Origin of the sequence: Hymenobacter siberiensis (genome assembly GCF_018967865.2) — a bacterium.
GTDB classification, from domain to species: domain Bacteria; phylum Bacteroidota; class Bacteroidia; order Cytophagales; family Hymenobacteraceae; genus Hymenobacter; species Hymenobacter siberiensis.
The window spans coordinates 4,351,914-4,374,839 of the sequence record NZ_JAHLZY020000001.1 but is presented as its reverse complement, the minus strand read 5'-3'; the positions used below and the strand labels follow the sequence as shown (position 1 = coordinate 4,374,839).

At 61.0% G+C, this 22,926-nt stretch carries 21 protein-coding genes; 7 read left to right on the top strand and 14 right to left on the bottom strand.

Annotation, left to right across the window (positions count from 1 at the left end; translation table 11 throughout):
* Positions 1-321 precede the first annotated feature (321 nt).
* On the bottom strand, positions 322-2,085 hold the full coding sequence (locus KQ659_RS19320; protein ID WP_216679587.1) for an APC family permease: 1,764 nt from the start codon (positions 2,083-2,085) through the stop codon (positions 322-324).
* Positions 2,086-2,294: 209 nt separating this feature from the next.
* Between KQ659_RS19320 and KQ659_RS19315 the strand changes: the two genes are divergently transcribed.
* From KQ659_RS19315 to queG, 4 genes are all read left to right on the top strand, one after another.
* On the top strand, positions 2,295-3,530 hold the full coding sequence (locus tag KQ659_RS19315; RefSeq protein ID WP_226915716.1) for an acyl-CoA dehydrogenase family protein: 1,236 nt from the start codon (positions 2,295-2,297) through the stop codon (positions 3,528-3,530).
* Positions 3,531-3,909: 379 nt separating this feature from the next.
* Positions 3,910-4,257, top strand: coding sequence for an HIRAN domain-containing protein (locus KQ659_RS19310; protein ID WP_216679588.1), 348 nt, complete (start codon positions 3,910-3,912; stop codon positions 4,255-4,257).
* Between the two features lie 222 nt (positions 4,258-4,479).
* Complete coding sequence (gene ruvB / locus KQ659_RS19305) at positions 4,480-5,532, top strand: Holliday junction branch migration DNA helicase RuvB (RefSeq protein WP_216679589.1); 1,053 nt, start codon at positions 4,480-4,482, stop codon at positions 5,530-5,532.
* A gap of 144 nt (positions 5,533-5,676) precedes the next feature.
* A complete protein-coding gene (queG, locus tag KQ659_RS19300) occupies positions 5,677-6,612 on the top strand; it encodes a tRNA epoxyqueuosine(34) reductase QueG (RefSeq protein WP_216679590.1) in 936 nt (311 codons plus the stop codon).
* Between the two features lie 66 nt (positions 6,613-6,678).
* On the opposite strand, the gene KQ659_RS19295 is transcribed toward queG, so the two are convergent.
* The 7 genes from KQ659_RS19295 to KQ659_RS19265 all read right to left on the bottom strand — a co-directional run bounded on the left by KQ659_RS19295 (position 6,679) and on the right by KQ659_RS19265 (position 12,548).
* The gene (locus KQ659_RS19295) at positions 6,679-6,876 is read right to left on the bottom strand and encodes a hypothetical protein (protein WP_216679591.1); all 198 of its coding nucleotides are present in this window, start codon (positions 6,874-6,876) and stop codon (positions 6,679-6,681) included.
* 211 nt (positions 6,877-7,087) lie between these two features.
* A complete protein-coding gene (locus KQ659_RS19290; RefSeq protein ID WP_216679592.1) occupies positions 7,088-7,939 on the bottom strand; it encodes a ferritin-like domain-containing protein in 852 nt (283 codons plus the stop codon).
* Complete coding sequence (locus KQ659_RS19285; RefSeq protein WP_216679593.1) at positions 7,936-8,658, bottom strand: ferritin-like domain-containing protein; 723 nt, start codon at positions 8,656-8,658, stop codon at positions 7,936-7,938. Before KQ659_RS19285 ends, KQ659_RS19290 begins: the two co-directional genes overlap by 4 nt.
* 257 nt (positions 8,659-8,915) lie before the next feature.
* Complete coding sequence (locus tag KQ659_RS19280) at positions 8,916-9,830, bottom strand: ferritin-like domain-containing protein (protein ID WP_216679594.1); 915 nt, start codon at positions 9,828-9,830, stop codon at positions 8,916-8,918.
* Between the two features lie 27 nt (positions 9,831-9,857).
* A complete protein-coding gene (locus tag KQ659_RS19275; RefSeq protein WP_216679595.1) occupies positions 9,858-10,610 on the bottom strand; it encodes a ferritin-like domain-containing protein in 753 nt (250 codons plus the stop codon).
* A gap of 266 nt (positions 10,611-10,876) precedes the next feature.
* Positions 10,877-11,758, bottom strand: coding sequence for a ferritin-like domain-containing protein (locus tag KQ659_RS19270; protein ID WP_216679596.1), 882 nt, complete (start codon positions 11,756-11,758; stop codon positions 10,877-10,879).
* Positions 11,759-11,792: 34 nt separating this feature from the next.
* Positions 11,793-12,548 carry a ferritin-like domain-containing protein gene (locus KQ659_RS19265; protein WP_216685800.1) on the bottom strand — a complete coding sequence of 252 codons (756 nt, stop codon included), beginning with the start codon at positions 12,546-12,548 and terminating at the stop codon, positions 11,793-11,795.
* A 269-nt stretch (positions 12,549-12,817) separates the two neighbouring features.
* On the opposite strand from KQ659_RS19265, the gene KQ659_RS19260 reads away from it, so the two are divergent.
* The 3 genes from KQ659_RS19260 (at position 12,818) to KQ659_RS19250 (ending at position 16,400) form a co-directional block, all read left to right on the top strand.
* A complete protein-coding gene (locus KQ659_RS19260; RefSeq protein WP_216685801.1) occupies positions 12,818-14,347 on the top strand; it encodes a BatD family protein in 1,530 nt (509 codons plus the stop codon).
* Between the two features lie 188 nt (positions 14,348-14,535).
* Complete coding sequence (gene aroC, locus KQ659_RS19255) at positions 14,536-15,615, top strand: chorismate synthase (RefSeq protein ID WP_216685802.1); 1,080 nt, start codon at positions 14,536-14,538, stop codon at positions 15,613-15,615.
* Between the two features lie 182 nt (positions 15,616-15,797).
* Positions 15,798-16,400 (top strand): NifU family protein, encoded by a 603-nt coding sequence (locus KQ659_RS19250; RefSeq protein WP_216679600.1) that lies wholly within the window; start codon positions 15,798-15,800, stop codon positions 16,398-16,400.
* A 385-nt stretch (positions 16,401-16,785) separates the two neighbouring features.
* Here KQ659_RS19250 and secDF read toward each other — a convergent pair whose 3' ends face one another.
* From secDF to rdgB, 6 genes are all read right to left on the bottom strand, one after another.
* A complete protein-coding gene (gene secDF, locus KQ659_RS19245; RefSeq protein ID WP_216679601.1) occupies positions 16,786-19,773 on the bottom strand; it encodes a protein translocase subunit SecDF in 2,988 nt (995 codons plus the stop codon).
* A 160-nt stretch (positions 19,774-19,933) separates the two neighbouring features.
* Positions 19,934-20,311: a hypothetical protein gene (locus KQ659_RS19240; RefSeq protein ID WP_216679602.1), complete on the bottom strand. Its 378-nt coding sequence runs from the start codon at positions 20,309-20,311 to the stop codon at positions 19,934-19,936.
* 87 nt (positions 20,312-20,398) lie between these two features.
* The gene (locus tag KQ659_RS19235; RefSeq protein WP_216679603.1) at positions 20,399-20,860 is read right to left on the bottom strand and encodes a DUF4268 domain-containing protein; all 462 of its coding nucleotides are present in this window, start codon (positions 20,858-20,860) and stop codon (positions 20,399-20,401) included.
* A 90-nt stretch (positions 20,861-20,950) separates the two neighbouring features.
* Complete coding sequence (locus KQ659_RS19230) at positions 20,951-21,340, bottom strand: hypothetical protein (RefSeq protein ID WP_216679604.1); 390 nt, start codon at positions 21,338-21,340, stop codon at positions 20,951-20,953.
* A gap of 226 nt (positions 21,341-21,566) precedes the next feature.
* Entirely contained in the window at positions 21,567-22,187 is a 621-nt protein-coding gene (locus tag KQ659_RS19225; protein ID WP_216679605.1) for a uridine kinase family protein, read from the bottom strand.
* Positions 22,188-22,293: 106 nt separating this feature from the next.
* Positions 22,294-22,875 carry an RdgB/HAM1 family non-canonical purine NTP pyrophosphatase gene (rdgB, locus tag KQ659_RS19220; protein ID WP_216679606.1) on the bottom strand — a complete coding sequence of 194 codons (582 nt, stop codon included), beginning with the start codon at positions 22,873-22,875 and terminating at the stop codon, positions 22,294-22,296.
* Between the last annotated feature and the right edge of the window lie 51 nt (positions 22,876-22,926).

Genomic DNA, 22,926 nt, shown 5'->3' with positions numbered 1-22,926 from the left:
AAATGTTGCCATTGGCCCAGCCCGTGAACTTTTTCTAAGGACGTTCAGCCAATGGAGTTAGCTGATTCTGAATTGAAAAGCCCGCCCCGCCCCCTTAACCTCCCCCGTGGCCGCTTGCTAGTAACTGACTAATAGAAAGTCACTCACCTGGAAAAAATAGTGCGTGTCTGTTGTTAAAGAAAGTCGGCTTGGTCAGTTAGCCGCAGTTCCCCGGATTCCATGGGCGAATCTGTTAGCCCGGCATCAATCAAAGAAGGCCTGCCAATTGGCAGGCCTTCTTGCTGTTCAGAATGTCGTCCACAAAATCCGAAAAATCCGTGGTCAGATGATGAGGCGCACGCCGCCCAGCTCCGAAATCTGGTAGGGGAACTTGTCGCCGGGCGAGCCGATGAACATGAAGTTTTTTGGGATGCTCCATTCTTGCGACAGCTCGTCAATCAGCTCCGGGCCGAAGGTGCCGATGCGCGTCACAAACTCCATGTGAATGTTGGGGTAGGCGCGGTCCAGCACGTTCAGGTCGGTGAGCAGGCCCTCGGGCACGGCTTGGTCGAGTTTCAGCAGCATCACGATTTTGAGGCGGTTGGTGAATTCATTTTCCTCCACGTAGGTCATCACCTTGTTGAGGTTGGCCACGTTATCGCCCTTCGTGAAATACACAAACTCTTGTTTGTTAAGGTCATGTACCAGGCGTCGGATGGTGACCTGGCTGCTGATGGCCGCCCGCCGGAACCCCTCGTAGAACGACGTAGCCCCGGCCAGCACCAGGTTGAGAATGGCAATGCGCTCCAGCATGGCATACACGATGAGGGCCGACGGAATGAAGTACTGCAGGAATACCACCAGGTAGGCCGGATTCTTCTGAATGTTGCCATACAGGCCGGCCAGCACGCCCACCAGGGCCAGAAATACGCTGAACACGCCCGCGTACACCGGCCGCGGCAGTTTGCCGCGCTTCACCTTCAGCAGGAAGTTGCCGACGGCGAAAAAGGCCATTACCGCCAAAAAGGAGATAGTGTACACGCCCGCCAGCGTTTCGAGCTCGCCCTGCGTAATGGCCAGAATGGACACGCACAGCGCGAAAAAAATGGTCAGGATGATGTAGTTGGCTCCCCGGCGGTTTTCCTTGAGGAAAAACTGCGGCCAGATGCGGTCCAGCGCCATGCGCTTTATCAGGCCGCTCACGCCCACGAAGCTCGTGAGCACGGCCCCGGAAAGCACCGTCACGGCATCGATGGATATAACCGTGGCCAGCCAGGGGCCGCCGGTTTGCTGGCCCAGGTAAGAAAGCAGGGTTTCCTGGTGCTCGCCCACCGTGGCCAGCGGCACCACGGCCACCGCCAGCAGGGCAATCACCGGGTTGAAGAAGCTCACCACCAGCCACATGTTGCGCAGCGTTTTGAGGAACACGCCGGGAGCCTGCTCCTCCACGAAGTTGGCCGAGCTTTCGAAGCCCGAAATGCCCAGCATGGCCGCGCTAAACCCCAGGAATAGCGCCACCAGGATGCTGCCGCCCACCACCGGCTGCGCATAGTTGAGGTGCAGCGTGGTGAGGCCGTGCTGCCACACAAACCACCCGCCCGCCAGCACCAGCAGCGTGAGCGATATGAGGTGGGCAATAAAAATGACCACCGCCACGATGGCCGATTCCGACATGCCCGCCGACGTGAGCAGCAGGAAAAACACCAGCAGCCCGGCCGTGGCCCACAGCACCGGCAGGTGCGGAATGGGGGCAATCAGGTACAGGTAGTTCATGCCCTCGCCCGCGCTCAGCACCGCCGTGGCCATGTAGGAGAGGATGGTGAGGCAGGCCGCAATGGCGGCATTGCTCTTGCTGGTGGTGTTTAGCAGCACGTTGTAGGCGCCGCCGTTGAGGGGCAGGGCGCCCACTACCTCGCCGTAAATCTTGCGGAACAGGTACAGCAGGCCCGCCACAATGAGTAGCGCAATCCAGGCGTATTGCCCGGCAAAGCCGATGGAAAGCGCCGACACGTAGAGGCACGACGACGAAATGTCGTTGCCGCAAATGGCCGTGGCTTCCAGCTGATTCAGCTTTTTATGATGAACGGCAGGTAGGGGAGTGGGCATAAGTAGCGTGTTGGAGTCATAATATGGTTGGGAATAAGCGGCGGCTCACCCGGGTGGGTGGGATTCAGGTAAAGAAACGGGAAATTGCCGGCCGTGGCCGAACCGACGGCCGATTATTCGGCTTTAGTACTTACTCCCAGGCGCTACCGCCCAGCGGCCGGCCTGTTATCTTTGCTAAAATTCCCACCTCCAACTCCCAATCTCCGCCCATGTCCTCCGAAGCCGACGTTCTCTCCCCCGAAGCCAAAGCCCACACCGCCCAGAAAGGCAGTACCAACGCCAACGGCTTCACCGATTATTTCGACCTCGACGGTCTGCTGACCGAGGAGCACCTGCTCATCCGCCAGTCCATCCGCGACTTCGTGAAGAAGGAAATCAGCCCCAACATCGAGAAATGGGCGCAGGACGCGCATTTTCCGAGCGAAATCGTGCGCAAGTTTGGCGACGTGGGTGCCTTCGGTCCCACCATCCCGCAGGAATACGGCGGCGGCGGCATGGACTACATCAGCTACGGCCTCATCATGCAGGAAATCGAGCGCGGCGATTCTGGCATGCGCTCCACGGCCTCGGTGCAGGGCTCGCTGGTGATGTTCCCCATCTACGCCTACGGCTCGGAAGAACAGCGCCACAAGTACCTGCCCAAGCTCGCCAGCGGCGAGTGGCTGGGCTGCTTCGGCCTCACCGAGCCCGACCACGGCTCAAACCCCGGCGGCATGACCACCAACATCAAGGACATGGGCGACCATTACCTGCTGAACGGCGCCAAGATGTGGATTTCGAACTCGCCCGAGTGCCAGGTGGCCGTTGTCTGGGCCAAAAATGAGCAGGGCCGCATCAAAGGCGTCATCGTGGAGCGCGGCATGGAAGGCTTCAGCACGCCCGAAATCCACAACAAGTGGAGCCTGCGCGCCAGCACCACCGGCGAGCTGGTGTTTGAGGACGTGAAAATCCCTAAAGAGAATATTCTGCCCAACATCGACGGCCTGAAAGGCCCGCTCTCCTGCCTCGATTCGGCCCGCTTCGGCATTGCCTGGGGTGCCATCGGCGCGGCCATCGACTGCTACGAGTCGGCCCTGAAATACTCGCTCCAGCGCGAGCAGTTCGGCCAGCCCATCGGCGGCTTCCAGCTCCAGCAGAAGAAACTGGCCGAAATGATTACCGAAATTACCAAAGCCCAGCTTATGGCCTGGCGCTTGGGCGTGCTCAAAAACGAAGGCAAAGCCACCAGCTCCCAAATCAGCATGGCCAAACGCAACAGCGTCGAAATGGCCCTGCACGTGGCCCGCGAAGCCCGCCAGATTCACGGCGGCATGGGCATCACCGGCGAGTACCCCATCATGCGCCACATGATGAACCTGGAATCGGTGGTGACCTACGAAGGCACCCACGACATTCACCTGCTGATTACGGGCGCGGACATTACGGGTATTCAGGCGTTTAAGTAAGCCTGTCTCGTAGCGCATGCTTTCGCTTGTGCCCAGCAAAACGCAAAATGGCCGCCCCAGCAATGAGGCGGCCGTTTTTTCTGGCATCAACATTAGTTACTGGTCAAGTAGTACGTCGTTTCCAGTATTCTTTCTAAACAGCTTCTTAATAAAGCCGCCCATGCTGGCGCGAGTTTAGCGTAGCGTAACTCGTGCCGACCATTCGGGGGAGGCTGTGCCTCCCATGGAACGGCCCGGTAGAACGGCGCGGCCGGTTCGGCCCCGGATTGCCGCTGGCGCGGCAGGGAAGGCGCAGCCTCCCAACATTATCGGCGCGAGTTTCGCGCAGCGTAACTCGCGCCAGTGCCCAATACCGCTGCCCATGCCGTAATTTGGCCCTATGATGAAAATCGTACCCGCTACCGAACCCCTCGTGCTGCTCGAATGCCTCGTGGCCGGCACCTCGCACCGCCCCAATCTGGAGAAATACGAGCCCGAGCTAGAGGTCGGTCAGGCCCTGCTGCTCACCCGCGAGGCCGATAGCCACTACGACGACTGGGCCGTGCAGGTGCACACTGCCCCCGCCACCGACCCGGCCAACGTGTGGCTCGGCTACCTGCCCGAGGGCCGCAACGAAACCGTGGCGCGCTTGCTCGATGCCGGCAAGCACCTTTCGGCCCGCCTCAATCACAAATCTTGGGAAACCGACTGGCTGCACCTTGATATTGAAGTGCTGCTGCACGAGTAGCTTAAGGCATTTCGTGTAACCAAAAAAGACCGTCATGCCGAGCGCAGTCGAGGCATCTCGCGTGCTCAAGTAAACCAATCGCTTGAGTTACTGCCCCACGCGATATGCCTCGGCTGCGCTCGGCATGACGTTATTTATTCTTTGCCAAAGGAGCTTTTTTACACTCAAATAAGTTACTCATTAGCTTAGCAACAAGCGACCAATCATTTTAGTAATATCACTATGCGCGAAGCCTATCTCACCGGCGACAACGAGCACTTCGATGCCACCGATAAGGACATTGACAAGGCCCTGCGGCCGCTCAGTTTCGATGATTTCACGGGTCAGGAGAAGATTCTGGAGAATCTGAAAGTCTTCGTGGCCGCCGCCAAGCTGCGCGGCGATGCCCTCGACCACGTCCTGCTGCACGGCCCCCCTGGCCTGGGCAAAACCACCCTCTCCCACATCATTGCCAATGAGTTGGGCTCGGGCATCAAGATGACCAGCGGCCCGGTGCTGGATAAGCCCTCCGACCTGGCCGGCCTGCTCACCAATCTGGAGCCGCACGATGTGCTGTTCATCGACGAGATTCACCGCCTGAACCCTGTGGTGGAAGAGTACCTATACTCGGCGATGGAGGACTACCGCATCGACATCATGCTCGATTCGGGCCCCAACGCCCGCTCGGTGCAGATTTCGCTCTCGCCCTTCACCCTGGTGGGCGCTACCACGCGCTCGGGCATGCTCACGGCTCCGCTGCGTGCCCGCTTCGGCATCTCGGCCCGCCTGGAGTATTATGATTCCAAGCTGCTGACCACCATCGTGCTGCGTTCGGCCGAGATTCTTGGTACGCCCATTCACGACGACGCCGCGTTTGAAATTGCCCGGCGCTCGCGCGGCACACCCCGCATTGCCAACAACCTGCTGCGCCGCACCCGCGACTTTGCCCAAATCAAGGGCGATGGCACCATCACGGTCGAAATCGCGCAGTTCGCCCTCAATGCCCTCGATGTGGACGCCCGCGGCCTCGACGACATGGACAAGCGCATCCTGACCACCATCATCGATAAGTTCAAGGGTGGCCCGGTGGGCATCAGCACCATCGCCACCGCGTGCGGCGAGGAGGGCGAAACCATTGAGGAAGTGTACGAGCCCTTCCTGATTCAGGAAGGCTACATCAAGCGCACTTCGCGGGGCCGGGAGGCCACGGAGGCCGCATACCAGCACCTGGGCCGCCTGCTGCCCCAGCAGATGCGCGGTAACTCAGGCAGCTTGTTTGACGAGATAACGTCGTAGGGCTTGTACCGTGGACTCTGCGAGTCCGCGCATGAGAGCGTTCAGCCGCGCGGACTCGCAGAGTCCACGGTACACTATCAGGGAACGCGCCGCCTTCAGCGGCGCGTTCCCTGTTTCTTTGCAACCCCTTTAGCTCCGTTGCCTATGCTTCCCCAATCCCAATGGGCACCCTTCATCAAGCGCCGCGCGGCAGAGCTCGGCTTCATGGCCTGCGGCATATCAAAGGCGGAATTCCTGGAAGAGGAAGCCCCGCGCCTCGAAACCTGGCTCACGCGCCGCATGAACGGCAAGATGGGCTACATGGAAAACCACTTCGACAAGCGCCTCGACCCGCGCCTGCTGGTGGATGGGGCCAAATCGGTGATTTCGCTGCTGCTCAACTACTACCCCGCGCCCGAAACCCAGCAGCCCGACGACACCCTTAAAATCAGTAAATACGCCTATGGCCGCGATTATCACTTCGTCATTAAAGACAAGATGAAAACGCTGCTGGCCGATATGGAAGCCGAGATTGGGGCCATTGGTGGGCGCTGCTTCGTCGATTCCGCGCCGGTATTGGATAAGGCATGGGCCAAGAAATCGGGCCTCGGCTGGGTAGGTAAAAACGCGAACCTAATAACGCCTGGCCACGGCTCGTTCTACTTCATTGCCGAGTTGATTGTGGACGTGGAACTACCCGCCGACGGCCCCATCCGGGACTACTGCGGCACCTGCACCAAGTGCGTAGACGCCTGCCCTACCCAGGCCATCACCGAGCCCTACGTGGTGGACGGCAGCAAGTGCATCAGCTACTTCACCATCGAGCTCAAGGACCAGATTCCGACCGAAGTAGCCGGGCAATTCGGCAACTGGGTGTTCGGTTGCGACATCTGCCAGGACGTGTGCCCGTGGAACCGCTTCTCGAAGCCGCACAATGAGCCCCAGTTCAACCCCGCGCCGGGCCTGAAAGACCTGACGCCCGGCGACTGGCGCGAAATCACCCACGAATTATTCACGGAGCTGTTCCGGCAGTCGGCCGTGAAACGCACGGGCTACGAAGGCCTGAAACGGAACATCAGGTTTGTAACAGATGTGCGGTAAGCTTTCGCTTGCCGAATCAACGAACAACTAACTAACTAACCGCAAGTTAAAGCTTACCGCACAGTGTTACACGCCCAAGCTAAGCTCGCCAAACACCCGCTTCAGCACCCGCCGGTAGAGGCGGGCAAATTGCTGGTAGCACCAGGTACGGAAATCAGGCACCTCAATGGTGGGAATTACATTGAGCGCCTTGCGCAACTCTTTCTCAAACAGGGCCTTGTTGAAGCTGACTTTCATCAGAATCATTTTCATGTAGTCTAGCATAGCGGAAGGAAAAAGGACGATGGAATACTAAGCAGATACACTTCCGGTTATATTAGTGAGCCGGGCTATCTGATATTAAAGTTACTATATATAACTGGTATTTTCATAATACCTGAAGTGCCTGAACAGGTATATCAGCTGCCCCGATACGCAAAAAGAGCAGCCAGGGCCACTCTTTTCGAATAAAAAGCCAAAATCTTACAACTCCGGCTCAGACGAACAGATTAAGTGCGGTCTGGGCTACTGTGCTGCTTACGGGCTCATCAAAAGCCTCAGCCAGAGCGGGGTCGTGAATAGCCGTATTGGCCCTGATGAGTAGGAACGAAGCGAACGGCACTGGCACCCCCGGCGTCACGTACTGGACGCCGGTTTCCTCGCCGCCGGTGGCGGCAGTGGTCAGGCCCTGCGCGGCAGTGGGCCGCACAATGGTGGCATCTTCCTCGCTGGGCCAGTACTGCACTACCGCGCCCCGGCCCTTGCGCAGCCCCCGAATGTGGGCCGAATGCTCGGCCTCAACGGCGTGAATGCGCAGGGCGGCTCGGAGTAGCTGCGGGTCGGCGATGGTGAATATGTAGGTTTTGTAGATGCGCACACCCAGGTCTTCCAGCTGCTGGGCCAGGGCCAGGAAGGCATCGTAGCTGGTGAGCACGGCCGGGAACAACTCCGGGTTGGTGGCTACATTATGCCGGCCGCTGAAATCGAACCGGGGCAGGGCCGGCACAATTGCTCCGGCATCCTGGAGGGCTTTCAGCAGCAGGGCGGCGTGCTGGGTCTGGTGGGCCAGCAGGCGCTGGAAATCGGCAGTTTGGGCCGTAGGAATTAGGCCGGTAGCGGCCAGGCCCTGGGTATAAAGCGCCACCTGAGTACGCTCGAGCAAGAGCAGCTGCGTTACGGCATCGTACGACGTATCCGTAGGCGCGGCGGCGGCGGGCAGGGCTGCGGCACTCAGCGGCAGTGCCGCCACGGCGGCGCGGCCCAGCTGGGCCAGCAGGGCGCGGCGGGGGGCCGGCGCGGCAGTGGCTGGTGCGGCCGCCAGTTGGTCGAGAAGGGAAATCAGCTTCATACAGGAACAGCCAGGCCGGCCACGGAAATAACGTAAGGAGCGAAGTAGGGGGCCAGGGCCGCCGTCACTTCGGTAGGGGTTTTGGTGAGCAGCTGGCCGGCGCTGTCCACCACGTCGCTGTTGGCAAACGAGCCGGGCGTGAGCAGGTCGCGCACGGCCGCCGCGTGGCGGGCCTGCACCGATGACATTTTGAGGAGCAGCGTGCGCTTCGGAATGCTGCTGCTGGTGAACAAAGGCAGCAGCACGGGGTAGGCCGCGGCGGCCAGGTCGGCCAGCTGCTGGGCGGCAGCCAGTACGCCGGCGCGGGTGGTCAGCGTGAACTTGCTGAGGCTGAATGTAAAATCGGTGGGCAGCAGTTGATTGATGCCCGTGGGGTCGATGAGGTAGCGGATGGTTTGCTGGTGCACCACTTTATGGTCGCGCAGGTCGACAAAAACGGCGCGCTCGGCGGCGGTCAGGTCGGTGGGCGGGGCATCCATCACCTTCTGGTAGAGGGTGGTCTGGGCCAGGGCCATCAGGTAGGCGTAGTACAACAGGCCCGGGTCGCCGGTTGGCAGCGCCAGCTGGTAGGGGTCGGCGGGGGTGGGAGTAACGATGGTGGTGGAGCAACCCGCCGCAATCAGGGCCACTGAGGCTGCCGAAGCCGCCGAAACCCGTAGAAACACGCGTCGCCCCAGCGACTGCTCCCGCCAGGCGGGCAAAAAAGTGTGGTCAGACATTGGTAAAGTATTCAAGCCAGCCCGCTAACCCGAGAAGCCGGGTTCCAGCCATTACAAAGGTACTCGCTACCCATCCATTGGTTGCAAAGCCCTAAAAAACAAAGCCCGCCCTGCGGAGGGGCACAGCCGGCCGGCGGCTGAAAAAGTGCTGCTCCGCCGTTGTCATTCCGACGCAGGAGGAATCTGGATAAAGCCAGCAAAAGCTTGCCTCAGATTCCTTCTGCGTCGGAATGACAACGGCTAAGCGGCAACGGTACCTACGCCAGCAGGCCCCCGGCACGGGAGCTATCCAGCACCTCGGCGGCCTGCAGGGGCTCGTCGAAGGCGGCGGCGGCGTCATCCGCCAGGTAGGTGGTGCTGCCGATGCCCGTGGTAATGAGCACGGCAAGCTTGGTGCCGGCGGCTCCCTGCTGCTGGTTGCTCTCGGCTGGGCTGGGCCGGGCCGGGTTGTAGGCCGGAATGCCGTAGGTAGTGCCGCCCAGGGCGATGGCCGTCTTCGTGCTGCTGGCCACGCCGCTGGTGTAAGCAGCTTGGAACCGGGCATCGGTGGCCAGGTCGTCGCCGAGGCTCACCCAGGGCTGCTGGCCGCGCATGGTGCGAATGTGCGCCGCGTGCCGGGCTTCGATGGAGTGAATTTGCAGCACCGGCGTGAGGAAATCGGTGCCAATCAGCTCGGCGGCGCGGCCTTTGTAGGCGCGCACGCCGGTGTCTTCCAGCACCTGGGCGTATTTCAGCTGGTCGGCGTAGGTGGCGGGCAGCAGGCTGGGGTTGAAGCGGATGCCCGTGGTGGCCGAGCCCGCTACCGGCGTGCCCCCGGCCGCGATGATGGCGGTACGCAGGTAGGCAACGTGCACGTCCTCGTGGGTTTTGATGACGGTGATGGCATCGAAGGCGGCACCGGCCGGAATCTGGCCGGCGGCGAGAAACTGGCGGTAAAAGTCGGCTTCGAGGAGCTCCAGCGTCAGGGCGTAGTTCAGGATGTCGGTGGGCAGGGAGGCCGTGCCGGCGTAGGCCTTCTGAAACAGCGCGCCCAGGAAAAGCGGCGATGTGGCCAGGGCCGTACGCTGGGCCACGGTGCCCAGTGAGTTGAATACGGCGCGGCGCGAGCTGAAACGGTCCAGTACGTCGGGGTCAGCTTCCGCCAGTAGGTCGATGATGTTGAAGAAATTCATGGCAAAGGAGAAGTCGGAAGAAGAAGATTACTGGCCGATGGTGCTGCCGTTGAGCGTTTGCTCCACGTAGGTCTGCGCAACGGCGAGCACGGCGGTGGGCGTCATCTGGCGGTCGAATCCGAGCGTATCACCCGCTTCGTTGGTGGCGAAGGAGCCGGGCAGAATCAGGTCGCGGACATAAGCCGCGTGCCGCGCCTCAACCGACACAATCTGGCCCGCAATGCCCAGGTACACTGCGCTTTTGAACAGCTTGGCCGCGCCGTTGTAGGCAGCCACGCCCAGGTCCTCGAAGGCCTTGGCGGCATCGAGAATGCCCAGCTTGGTATCGGCAGCCGCTTTCACGCGCTTGGTGAAATCAATGCTGTCGAATTTTGGGGTGAGGTCGGGGATGATAGTGCCGTTGAAGTCACGGTTGATGGCCGTGCGCAGAAAGTCGCGGTGAATGGCCTCGTGGGTGGCTAATTTGGCGAAATACGGCACCTCGGCCGCCAGCAGGGGCGAGGCCGTGAGGGCGGCCACCTTGGCGTAGAAGGCGGCTTCGAGCTGCTCCAGGGCATAGGCGTAGTTGAGCACGCTGGCATCGCCGGTGCCGAAGCTGACGTTGCCCGTGGTGGTGCTGGTGGGCGTGGTATTGTCCTTCGAGCAGCCAGCCAAAACCAGCGCCGTGGCCCCGGCCGTAGCGCCGGCGTACATGAAGAAGGACCGGCGCTTGATGCGCGCCAGCAGGGGCTGCCCCGGCTGCGGGCTTTGAGGGTCAGTTGGCCGAAGCGTATCGGACATAAAAAAATAGCGTTTGATGAGCAAAAGAAAGGGCAGCTACGAAAGCCGGCGGTCCGGTGCGAACCAGTATGAAAGCCGCCACCAGCCCACTACCTCCGAATACCGAAAAGGATTCTGTAAGGGGATGCCGATACAAAGCTAACTCGTTGTACAGCCCGGAAACGAAACCCCGACTCCGGCGGGCTGTATAAATCGCAAAGCCGGCCCCGCGTGAGCGGAGCCGGCTTTGTTGGAATTCGTTGCTTCAATAAAGAAGCCTTCGTTGGTTAGGCACCAATCAGGCCACCAGCGCGCGAGTTATCGAGCACTTCGGCAACCTGCAGGTACTCGTCGAAGGCCGCTGCAGCATCGCTGGCAGTGTACGTAGCCCCCAGACCAGCTTTGATGTCGACACCCGATTGGGTCGTATTGTTCTCAACTGGGCTGGCCGCCGTGTACGCTGGCACTACAAGGCCAAAGGCTGCCGGGGTCGAGCCGGCCGTCACGCCGCTGGTGTACACGGGGTGGGCGGCCAGGTCGTCGGCGGGGTTCACCCAGGCGCGCTGGCCACGCATGTCGCGGATTTTGGCGGCATGGCGGGCTTCCACCGAGTGGATTTGCAGCGCCACGGTGAGCAGGTCGGTGCCGAGCAGTTCACCGGCGCGGCCTTTGTAGGCACGCACGCCAGTGTCTTCCAGCAGCTGGGCAATGCCGAGCTGAGTGGTAGCAGCCGCACCGCTCTTGAAGGTGGTGAGACCCGCGAATACCGCCGCCTTAAACGTAACGCCCGTGACCGGAGTAGCACCGAGGCCGCTGATAGCGCCGCGCAGCAGGGTAACGTGCGAGTCTTCGTGCTTTTTGATTTGGTCGATGGCAGCCTTATCAGCGGCCGAAGCGTTGGCGTAAGGCGACGAAGCCTTCACCTTAGCGTAGAAGTCCTGCTCGAACAATTCCAGGGCCAGGGCATATTGCAGCACCTCAACGCCGGTGGCAGCAGTGCCAGCGTAAGCCTTCTGGAACAAGGCACCCAGGAACAGCGGCGTAGCGGCCAGAGCCGAACGCTTGGCAGCAGTGCCCAGCGAACCGAATACAGCGCGGCGCGAGTTAAAGCGGCCCAGTACGTCAGCATCCACTTCCGAAAGCTGGTCAATTATTTTGAAGAAATCCATAACAAAAATTGATTACAAGTGAAGGGAAGGGGGATTATTTGCCAACCGTGCTAGCGTCCAGCTTCTCCGTGATGAAGTTTTGGGCGATGACGATGACATCCGTGGGCGACTTCTGGTCGTCGAGGCCGGAAGTAGCATTTACGATGTCGTCGGCAGCAAATGAGCCCGGCGTAACCAACTCGCGGATATAAGCCGCGTGGCGGGCTTCTACCGATACAATTTGTCCGGCAATAACCAGGTAAGCGGGGGTTTTGATGAGCTTGCCGGCGCCGTTATAAGCAGCTACGCCAAGGTCTTCGAATGCTTTGGCCGTAGCTAGGATATTGGTGCGGTCCGTGAATGTAGCAGCCGGGTACTTCGGCGTGAGGCCACGCAGAACCTGGCCGCTGGCGTCACGGGTCAGCGCCGCCTTAAAGAAATCGCGGTGAATGGCTTCGTGCTTAGCTACTTCTTGGAAGTAGGCATACTCGCTGCCCGTGAGGATGCCCTGGGGCAAAGCGGCCACTTTGCTGTAAAAGTCGGCTTCGAGCTGCTCCAGGGCATAAGCGAAGTTCAGTACGCCCACATCGCCCGAACCCAGGCTGATGGCACCGCTGGAAGTAACGCTGTTGCCGGCGGGCAACGAAGGAGTGGCATTGTTGCTGTCTTTCGAGCAGCCGGCCAGCACCAAGGCCGAAGCCCCGGCCGTAGCACCGGCATACATGAAGAACGAACGCCGCTTGATGGGAGTGTATAGCGGCTGAGCGAACGAAGTGTCGTCGGAGCCGCGGGGCTGGAGGTTGTCAGACATGAGCGTGGATTAATTGGGTGAAAATTGAAACCAGCGGAGAGGGCAATACAATCCCGGACGGTGCCAAAAGCCCGTCTGCGAGAAGAAAACCGCTACCGTGAGGTGATTTGTGACCAGATACGGCAATTGCCGGGGTAAAGGATTGATTTGGCCCGCATTTTTTGCAGTGAGGCCGGGATTAGCTTACAAATGCCGAGTATGATTTTGGTCGGAATGGCTGAATTCGGCGCTTTCCGCTACTTTTAGGGGGTGATAATGCGCTAGTGACTATGGGAGGACTTTTTTGGGCATTGGGGCTGCTGCCGGGGCTACTACTGGCCGGACCGGGCCAGGCCCCGCCCAAACTGAGTCCGGCCCCGCCGGCCGCCCAGCCTCGGCCCCCGGCCACCCTGCCGGCCGATGTAGAGCTATTACCTGGGCCAGCCACGCTGCCCGTCACGGGGGTGTTCACGCTGGCTTTCCGGCTGCGCGGCGGTGCGCTCGACAAATACTCAGAGTTTCCGGAGCTGGAGAGTTTCAAGAAAAGCGGCAAAACCAGCACCACCACCACGCGCATTGTGCAGGGCCGGCGGTTTTCCGACCTCACCATTACCCAGCGCTACGTGCCCTACGGCGAGGGCGAAATCATTATCAAGCCCTTCCAACTCACGGTGAATGGGGTGGTGTTGCGTAGCAAAGGGGCCACTGTGCGCGTGGTGCCGGCCGCTCCGCCCAACCCCGGCGCCATCACCAAGCCTGCTAACCCCAGCGCGCCGCTGCAAGCCGTGGCCGACCTGGACAAGATGTTTGGCAAGCCCAAGCCGGTGCTCTACGAAGAGCGGGCCGACCATGCCTTCCTGGCCGTGGTGGCCGACCGGCCGCGCGTGTTTGTGGGCGAGGGCGTGCGCGTGGGGCTGTATTTCTACCTCAAGCCCGAAGACCAGGCCCTGCTGGCTTTCCACGATTTTAACGACCAGCTGCCGCCCCTGCTCCACGAGCTGCACCAGCCCACCGCCTGGCAGGAGCCCGGCCCCGAACCCAGCGTGACCCCCGATACCGTGCGCCACCTGGGCCAGAAATACCTGCGCTTCCGGCTGGCCGAAAACCTGTATTATCCCCTCACAGACCAGCCCCTGCGCTTCCCGGCCCTGGCCCTGACGATGGTGAAGTTCAAGCTTCTGAAAAAGCCAGAGCCCGGCCAGGACAACCGCCTGGCGGGTTACAAAACCTATACTTCGCCCGGCATAGTAGTGGCCGTGCAGCCGCTGCCCTTGGCGGCCCCGGGCGGCCCGTTGGCCGTTGGCCGCTTCACGCTCCAGGAGGCTATCAGCCGGACGAAGTTCCGGGTGGGCGAGTCATTCACTTACACCTTTGGCGTGGCGGGGCCGGGTAATTTGTCGGCGGTGCTGGCCCCGGTGGTGGCACCCTGGCCGGGCCTGGACGTGTACGGCCCCGACGTGCGCGAGGAGCCCGCGCCGGGCGGCGGCCGCAAGCTGTTTCGGTACCGGCTGGTAGCCCGGCGGCCCGGTGTGCTGCCCCTCGATAGTCTGTTGCAGTTGGTCGTATTCAACCCCGCTGTGGCGCGCTACGAGGTGTTGCGCCCCGGCCTGCGGCCGTTGGTACAGGGCGTGGTAGCCACCGTCGAGCCCCTGGCCCGGCCCGAGGACGACCCTTTCTATGGCCCGGCACTGGCCGGGGCCGATACCACCATGCAGTCGCTGGACGTGTACCGCGACGTGCGCCGCTACGCCGACTGGCTGCTCATCGGGCTGGCGGGCGTGGCCGCCTTCGGCTGGTGGCGGGCGGGGCGGCGGGCGTAGTTTTGCGAGGACTTGTGGCTGTCCGTCTGTCATCCTGAGCTCGCGAATGACCTTATCACCGCTTCGCTGTTTGAGTATGCGGCAAGCTGTTCCGGCCTGATTAGGTCCTTGGCTACGCCGACCTTCGGTTAGCAAGCTCAGGATGACAGGCACCAAGTACTAAGCACCAAAAACCAAGCACCCAAAAAATGTCCAATACTTTCGGCTCCCTCTTTCGCATCACCACATTTGGCGAGTCGCACGGGGCGGGCATCGGCGTCATCATCGATGGCTGCCCGGCGGGCGTGGCCGTCGATGCCACCCATATTCAGGCCGCGCTCGACCGGCGACGGCCCGGCCAGTCCGACCTCACCACGCCGCGCAAGGAAGCTGATACAGTGCATATTCAGTCGGGCCTGTTCGAGGGCGTGACCACCGGCACGCCCATCAGCCTGTTCATCCCCAACGCCGACCAGCGCTCCGACGACTACTCGCACATTGCGCACGCCTACCGCGCCAGCCATGCCGACTACACTTACGACGCCAAGTACGGCCGCCGCGACTATCGCGGCGGAGGCCGCAGCTCGGCCCGCGAAACGGCCGCCCGCGTGGCCGCCGGCGCGGTAGCCGCCCGCCTGCTGGCCCATTTCGGCATCGATACCGTGGCTTACGTTTCGGCCGTGGGCGAGGTAGAAGTGCCCGTGGGCTACGAGCTGCTCGATTTAAGCCTTATCGATAGCAACCTGGTGCGCTGCCCGCACCCCGAAACGGCCGTTCTCATGGAAGCTCGTATCCGGGCTGCACAGGCCGCGCACGACACCGTGGGCGGCGTGATTACGGGCGTGGCGCGCCACGTTCCCGCCGGCCTCGGCGAGCCGGTATTTGACAAGCTGCCCGCCCTGTTGGGCCAGGCCATGCTCAGCATCAATGCCGTGAAGGGTTTCGAGTTCGGCTCGGGTTTCGAGGGCACCAAGCTGCCGGGCTCCGAGCACAACGACGAGTTTTACACCGACGCCCTGGGGGCCGTGCGCACCCGCACCAACCACAGCGGCGGCAGCCAGGGCGGCATTTCCAACGGCCAGGATATTTATTTCCGTGTGGCGTTTAAGCCCGTGGCCACGCTGCTCCAGCCCCAGCAAACCATCAATGATAAGGGCGAGGCTGTTACGCTGGTGGGCCGGGGCCGCCACGACCCCTGCGTGCTGCCCCGTGCCGTGCCCATTGTGGAAGCCATGACCCAGCTGGTGCTGGCCGATTTGCTGCTGCGGGCGCGGGCCAACCGGCTGTAACGTGGACGCTGCGAGTCCGCGAGTGGGCGATAGTTAAACGTCCTCTTCCATGCGCGGACTCGCAGCGTCCACGGTGCCTAAAATCGTGTACGTACATTTGCAACCTCCGTCACCCCGTTGTGGTTGTACCTTTACAGCTGCCGCCACGGCGGCGCTTTCCCCTGATTTTAAGCCCCGAAACCATGTCTGCTGTTTCCATTTATGCCGAAGCCTCTCCCAACCCGGAGAGCATGAAGTTCGTCCTCAACCAAAACCTGCTGGTGGATGGCGTGAGCGTGGATTACCCCAATCTCGAAGCCGCCACCAACTCGCCGCTGGCGCAGGAGCTGTTTGGCTTCGACTACGTGGGCCGCGTGTTCATCGCCCAGAACTTCGTCACCGTCACCAAATCCCAGCCCGAGCTGGCCTGGACCCAGCTCATTCCCGAGCTGCGCCAGTTCCTGAAAAGCTACGTGGAGGCCGGGGGCCCCATTTTCCTCGTGGACCCCGCCGCCGAGCAGAAAGCAGCTCAGGCCGCCGTTGCTGGCGACCCCACCCAGCAGGACGGCCAGATTGCCCAGAAAGTCATCGACCTGCTCGATAACTACGTGCGCCCCGCCGTGGAGCAGGATGGTGGCAACATCACCTTCAAAAGCTACCACGAAGGCATCGTGACCGTGAACCTGCAAGGTTCGTGCTCCGGCTGCCCCTCGGCCACCGTTACCCTGAAATCCGGCATCGAAAACCTGCTCAAGCGCATGGTGCCCGAAGTGCAAAGCGTAGTAGCCGAAGGCATCACGGTTTAGCCCTCAACACCAGCCAGAAGAAGCCCCGCCGTCCGCAAGGTCGCCGGGGCTTTTTCGTTTGTATCGACCGTGGCGAACAAACACACGGCTGGCCCACCTCATCAGCCGCAAAGCGGCGATACGTTGGTAGTAGTAAGCTGAAAACAGCGCAGAGCCGCAAAGCGGCGGCACTCGCCCACGACAGTGGTGCCGCTACTTTGCGGCTCAACATCCGCCAACAACATGTCGACTACCAAGGTGTCGCTGCTTTGCGGCTAATGAAACGGCTCAACCGCGTGTCCGGCAGGCACAAAAAAAGGCTGCCCGAAGGCAGCCTTTTTTCAATAGGGTCAATCGAAATAATCAGCCACGAAATCCGAGGAATCCGTTTAATCCGCGGTTCAGACTAAACCGTGGTGGTGCTCAGCTTGGGGGCGTCGCCCGAGAGGTTGCTCACGTCCTCACCGGCGGCGAGGCGCTCACGCTCCTCTTTCTTGCCGTAGGTGTCGAGGATAATCGGGGTGGCGATGAACAGCGACGAGTACGTGCCGAAAATCACGCCGATAATCATGGCGAAAGAGAACGAGCGCAGCGTTTCGCCACCGAAGATGTACATCACGAGTACCACCAGGAATACCGTGGTGAATGTAATCATCGTCCGCGAGAAGGTCGAGTTCAGGGCCGGGTTCACCACCTGGGCGAAGGTCAGCTTGGGGTTTTCGCGCAGGTACTCGCGGATACGGTCGTAAATCACCACCGTGTCGTTCATCGAGAAGCCGATAACCGTGAGCACGGCGGCCACGAAAATCTGGTCCATCTCGTAGTTCGCCCCGAAGAGGCGGGCAATCGGGAAGGCCGCGATAACCAGCAGCGCATCGTGGAACAGGGCCACTACGGCGGCCATCGAGTACTGCCACTTATCGAAGCGGAACAGTACGTACACGAAGATGCCCAGCAGCGTGAGGCCCAGCGAGAGCACCGAGGTGCGCTTGATGTCGTCGGCAATGGTCGCGCCCACTTTCGAGGTCGACTTGATGGCCGGGGCATCGGCGCTGTACTGCTGCAGGCCCTGGTTGAGGGCGGCCGTTACCTTGGCATCGGCGGCGGCGCTTTCATCCTCGGCCAGGTAGCCGGTGGTGATGCGCAGGCGGTCGGGCGAGCCGTACTGCTTCACTTCGAGGCCGGCATCCTGGAACGCGGGGCGGATTTTATCGGCCACGTCGGAAGCCACCATCGTTTTGTTGAAGTCGACTACGTAGGCGCGGCCCCCTTTGAAGTCCACGCCCAGGTTCGGGCCACCCTGCACGTACATCAGGCCGAAGCCGATGATAATGAATACGGCCGAGAATGTGTAGGCAATTTTGCGCTTGCCCACGATGTCGAAATTCAGGTTTTTGAACAGGTTGCGCGAAATCGAGGTGCTGAACGTCATCGGGTGGTTCTCGTTGCCCTTCACCATCCACTCGATGATGAGGCGCGACACGAACACGGCCGACAGGAACGAGGTAAGCACACCAATGCCGAGCGTGATGGCGAAGCTCTGCACCGGACCCGTGCCGAAGAAGCCGAGAATCACAGCAATCAGCATAGTCGTCACGTTCGAGTCAAAGATGGCCGAGAAGGCCCGCGAGTAGCCTTTGTTGATGGCATCGGTGAGGCCGAGGCCGTGGTCCAATTCCTCTCGAATCCGCTCAAAAATCAGTACGTTGGCATCTACCGAAGTGCCCATCACCAGAATCAGACCGGCGATGCCGGGCAGGGTGAGGGCCGTGCCGAACTGCGCCAGCACGCCCAGAATCAGGAAGATGTTGAAGAGCAGGGCGATGTCGGCTACCACGCCGGCGCGGCCGTAGTAGAGGGCCATGAAAATCATGATAATCACCACGCCGGCCAGCGACGAGTACAGGCCCTGGTTGATGGCTTCCTTGCCGAGCGACGGACCTACCACGGCCTCTTCCACGATGCGCGTGGGGGCGGGCAGCTTACCGGCCTTGAGCTGGTTGGCAAGGTCCTGGGTATCTTCGATGGTGAAGCTGCCGGTGATGCTGGTACCGCCGCCCGAAATCTCGCTCTGCACCACGGGGGCCGAGCACACGTAGTCATCCAGCACCATGGCTACCTGCTTGCCGATATTGGCGGCGGTCATCTTCTGCCACTTACGGGCGCCCGAGGGCGTCATGCTCATCAGCACTTCGGGCTGGCCGTTCTGGCCGATGTCGGAGCGGGCATCGCTCACTACCTCGCCACCCAGGGGAGGCACGCCATCGCGGGTTTTGCGCACCGGAATCAGCTCCAGGTACTCCTGCTTGTCGATGGTGGTGGGCTTCAGGCTCCAGAGCAGGGCCAGGGTGGGGGGCAGGGTAGCCTTGGCTTCGGGCGAACGCAGGATGGTGTTCATGGCCGAGGTATCGCGCAGATTCACGCCCAGGCGGCCGGGCATGGTGAAGAGCTTGGCCAGCGCCCCGGCCTTATTGGCGGTGGCCGACGAATCAGCGGCTGTTTTGCCGGATTTCTTGGCGAGCTGGGCGGCCAGTGAGGTCGAGTCGCCGGCGGTGGCGGTAGCCGTGGTGTCGGCGAAAGCCGTGGCGGTGGCGGGGCCGGCTTTGGCAGCGGCGTCCCGGGCTTGCAGCTGCTTGTCGAGGGCTACCAGGTAGGGGCCTACTTCGTTTTGGTTCCATACTTCCCAGAACTCCAGCTTGGCCTGGCCTTGCAGCAGTTTGCGTACACGGTCGGGGTTGTCTACGCCGGGCAGCTCGATTTGCAGGCGGCCAGTGCCTTTCACCCGCTGAATGGTGGGCTGATTCACGCCGAACTTATCGACGCGGGTACGCAGGATGTTGAACGAACGGTCGATGGCTTCTTCTACTTCCTTATCAATCGCGCCAATCACCTTCTCGTTCGAGGAGTTGATGTCGATGTTGCGGCTCTTGTTGGTGGTGTTGGCAAAAATGCGGGCCAGCGGCTGGCCGGGTGCGTTCTGCTGGTAAGCCTGGGCAAACAGCGCCGTGAAGGGCGTGCCCGAGTTGGTTTTCTGGGCTTGCTGTGCCTGCTCCAACGCTTTGTTGAAGGCGGGGTCCTTGCTGTTGCCACTCATGGCGCGCACAATTTCCACCGGCGAAACTTCCAGCGTTACGTGCATGCCGCCTTTCAGGTCAAGGCCGAGGCCGAGCTCGCTCTGGCGCACCTCGCGGTAGGTGAAGGGGCCGAATACGGGTGCCCGCCACACCGAGTCGAGGTAGTGCTGGCGCTGGCCTTCGTCGAGTTTGCCGTCGTGGGTGGCGTAGGCCACGGCCTTCTGCTGCACCCCACGCGAGATGTAGGTGAAGAACAGGAAGTACGCGCACAACGCCGTGACGACGAGTGTGAGCGCGATGATTAATCCTTTGTTACGCATTATCTTAGGAGGGTTGAGTTTTGAATGTTGAGGGTTGAATTCCCAGAGTTGAAATCGGAGAGTAAGCGAAGCGAAAAAGAAAAGGGTTGAATGTTGCCTGAGCTCTCCGCCCTGCGACGAAAACTCATTCAATATTTAACCCTCAAAATTCAACACTTCATTAGGGTGCCTGCGGGGACAGGGCCACGGCCAGCAGCCGCGCCCGGAAAATCTCGCCGGCCCGTACGCCCGCCCGGGGGCGCGGCACGGCCAGAGCGCGGCGCAGGGCCGGCAGCCAGGTAGTGGCCATGGTGGGCAGCGGGAGCCAGGCATCGGCCAGCGGGGCCACGAAATGCTTGAGCGAAGCCGTAGCTTCAAACTGCACCTTCTGCTTCACCACCGTGGCCTTGGGCGGGGCGGCGAGGTGGTTTTGGTCCGTGCCCTGGGGCAGGCGCAGCACGCTCACGGCCCGCTGGTTCAGGCCCAGCACCAGCAGCACCGTGGCAGCAAGCCATGCGAAGCGGAGCGAAAACCAAAAACGAGCAATCAGTTGGGACATGGCGGCAAACGGGGTCTGCAAAGATACCAATTTGACGCGAACGGGCGCAAATGATTATGTAGCCCGCCAGCCGGGCCGTAAAGCCCGCTACTTCAGCGCATCAAACGAATACTGCGCGTCGGCCCAAAATGTGTCCAGCGCCATAAGCCGGGGCTTAAAGAACGAAATCAGCGCCGGCCAGTCGTCGCGGTTGAACAGGTTCACGCCGGGCAGGTCGTAATAGATGCGACTCAGCGGCTGGCCATGGGCATCGGTGGTATCGGGGGCCCAGGTCCAGGTTTCGCCCAGGGTTTCGTGCAATAGGGTCTTCAACTCCAGAAACTGCTCCCAGAACAGCTCGCGGATGCCCGCGTCGGGGTGCGTGAGCTCGATGGCGATGCTGGCCCGCGCCTTATCAGCCTGCATCCGAAAATACACGTTCTTAACGCCCGTCTTGTAGTTTATCCAGTTGGTCGTGTCGCCTTCGGCCGAAGGCACTGGGGCCATGTACTGCCCAAACGCCGTCCAGAAGGCCTGGCGCAATCGGGTGATTTCTGCTTTGCTATACATTGGGGGAGTTAAGAGTTAGAAGTTAAGAGTTAAGAGTTGTCAGGAAGTGTGTTTATGTCAGTTCCTAACTCTCAACGCTCAACTCTTAACTCACAATGGGGTAGCCCACCAGCCGGCTTCGTTGTTTTGAATAGCCACACCGCCCGCGTTCTGGTAATACTCCGACACGCACTCCCGGAAGCCGGGGTTGTACGTGCTGGCAAAGCACACGGCATGGTCGGCGGTGGGCAGCGGGCCGGTGTGCACGGCAAACATGCTGCCGCGCTCGGCCTTGGTAATGATGAGATAGGTGGTGTCGCTCAGCTTACTGGTCGATGCGTCAAAGGCCTGGTCGTATTCCTTGTCGGGCGTCACGGGTACGCGCAAAGCCTTGTTTCCTGCCGGGTGTTGCAGCACGCCGGACTGGCCATTTTTGTCACAGCTGGTCAGCCCCACCAATCCCGCCACCGCCAGCACCACTAGTTGAAAAGAACCCTTCATCGTTGCAAGAATAGCGTGTAAAAGAGAATTATACGGAACATTCTACCCTTGAGCCAACCCCGACCGGTGCGCCTTCAGGAATGATTGTGCTTCGATTTTGGTCCAATATAATCCATTTTAACTGCTAATTACCTGAAAGCCGCAAAAAGCGCTGGCCGGCTTAGCCAGCTGTATTGCGTAGCAATGGCCTTCTACGGCAGTCTGACCGTTGCTAAAGACCTTATTATCAGGCGTTCACCTTGGTGCGCAGGAAGCCCACCAGCACCTCCAGGCCGCGCTCGAAGTGGCGGTTGTTGGGAATAACGATATCGGCGTAATGCTTGTAGGGCGCGATAAACTGTTCGTAGGTGGGCGCTACGTGGTGCGTGTAGCGGTAGAGCACGTCGGCCAGGTCGTAGCCCCGCTCGTCGCGGTCGCGGATGATGCGGCGGTGCAGCTTCACATGCTCCTGGGCATCGATGTACACTTTCAGGTTGAGGAGCTTGGCGATTTCCTCGAAGTGAAACACAAAAATGCCCTCTACTACCACAATGGGGGCGGGCCGGAACACCAGCTCCTGCGGCGTCACGGAGGCGTTATTGAAGGTATACTCCTTGCGACGCACCTCGTGGCCCTGGCTGATGCTGAGCACATCGGCCGCGTAAGCAGTGGCATCGATGCTGGCCGGCAGGTCGAAATTTTCAACCCCCATGTCGTCGCGCAGCTGTTTTTCGCGCGGGTGGTAATAATTGTCCTGCGAGATGAGGCAAATCTGTTCCTCCGGGAATGCTTCCAGCAGCCGGCGCAGGAAGGTAGTTTTGCCAGAAGCGCTGCCGCCGGTAATGCCAATTAAGTAGGGGGTCTGCATAGCTGGCAAAGGTAGCAGTTGAGATGGAGAATATGGGGTAGGGGAGGAGGGATAAGCCGAACGTCATGCAGCGCGCAGCGAAGCATGACGTTCGGCTCTATTATTCCTACGCCTCATTCAAAAACGCCACCAGCCCGGCCACGGCCCGCGCCCGGTGGCTGATGCGGTTCTTCTCAGCCCCGCTCATCTCGGCAAACGTGCGGCCGTCGCCCTCGATGGGCGCAAACACGGGGTCGTAGCCGAAGCCGCCGGTGCCCCGCTGGTCTTCCGTAATACGGCCGGCTACTTCGCCCGCGAACTCGTGCATCGTGCCATCGGCCCCGGCCAGCGCCACCACCGTGCGGAAGCGGGCCGAGCGGTCGGGCTGGCCGGCCAGCTCCTGCAGGAGCTTGGCCACGTTGTCTTCGGCCAGGCGCTGGGGGCCGGCATAGCGGGCCGAGTACACGCCCGGCGCGCCGCCCAGGGCAATTACTTCCAGCCCGGTATCGTCGGCGAAGCAGGCCATGCCGTAGTGCTGGCGCACGTATTCGGCTTTCTGGCGGGCGTTGCCTTCCAGGGTGTCTTGGGTTTCGGGCAGTTCTTCGTGGCAGCCGATGTCGGCCAGGCTCAGCAGCTCCAGGCTGGCCGGCAGCAGCGGGCGGATTTCATCGAGCTTGTGGGCATTGTTGGAAGCGAAGCAGAGGCGCATGGATAAGGCGGGATTGTTGATGAGGCCACAAAAGAACGTTATGCAGAGCGC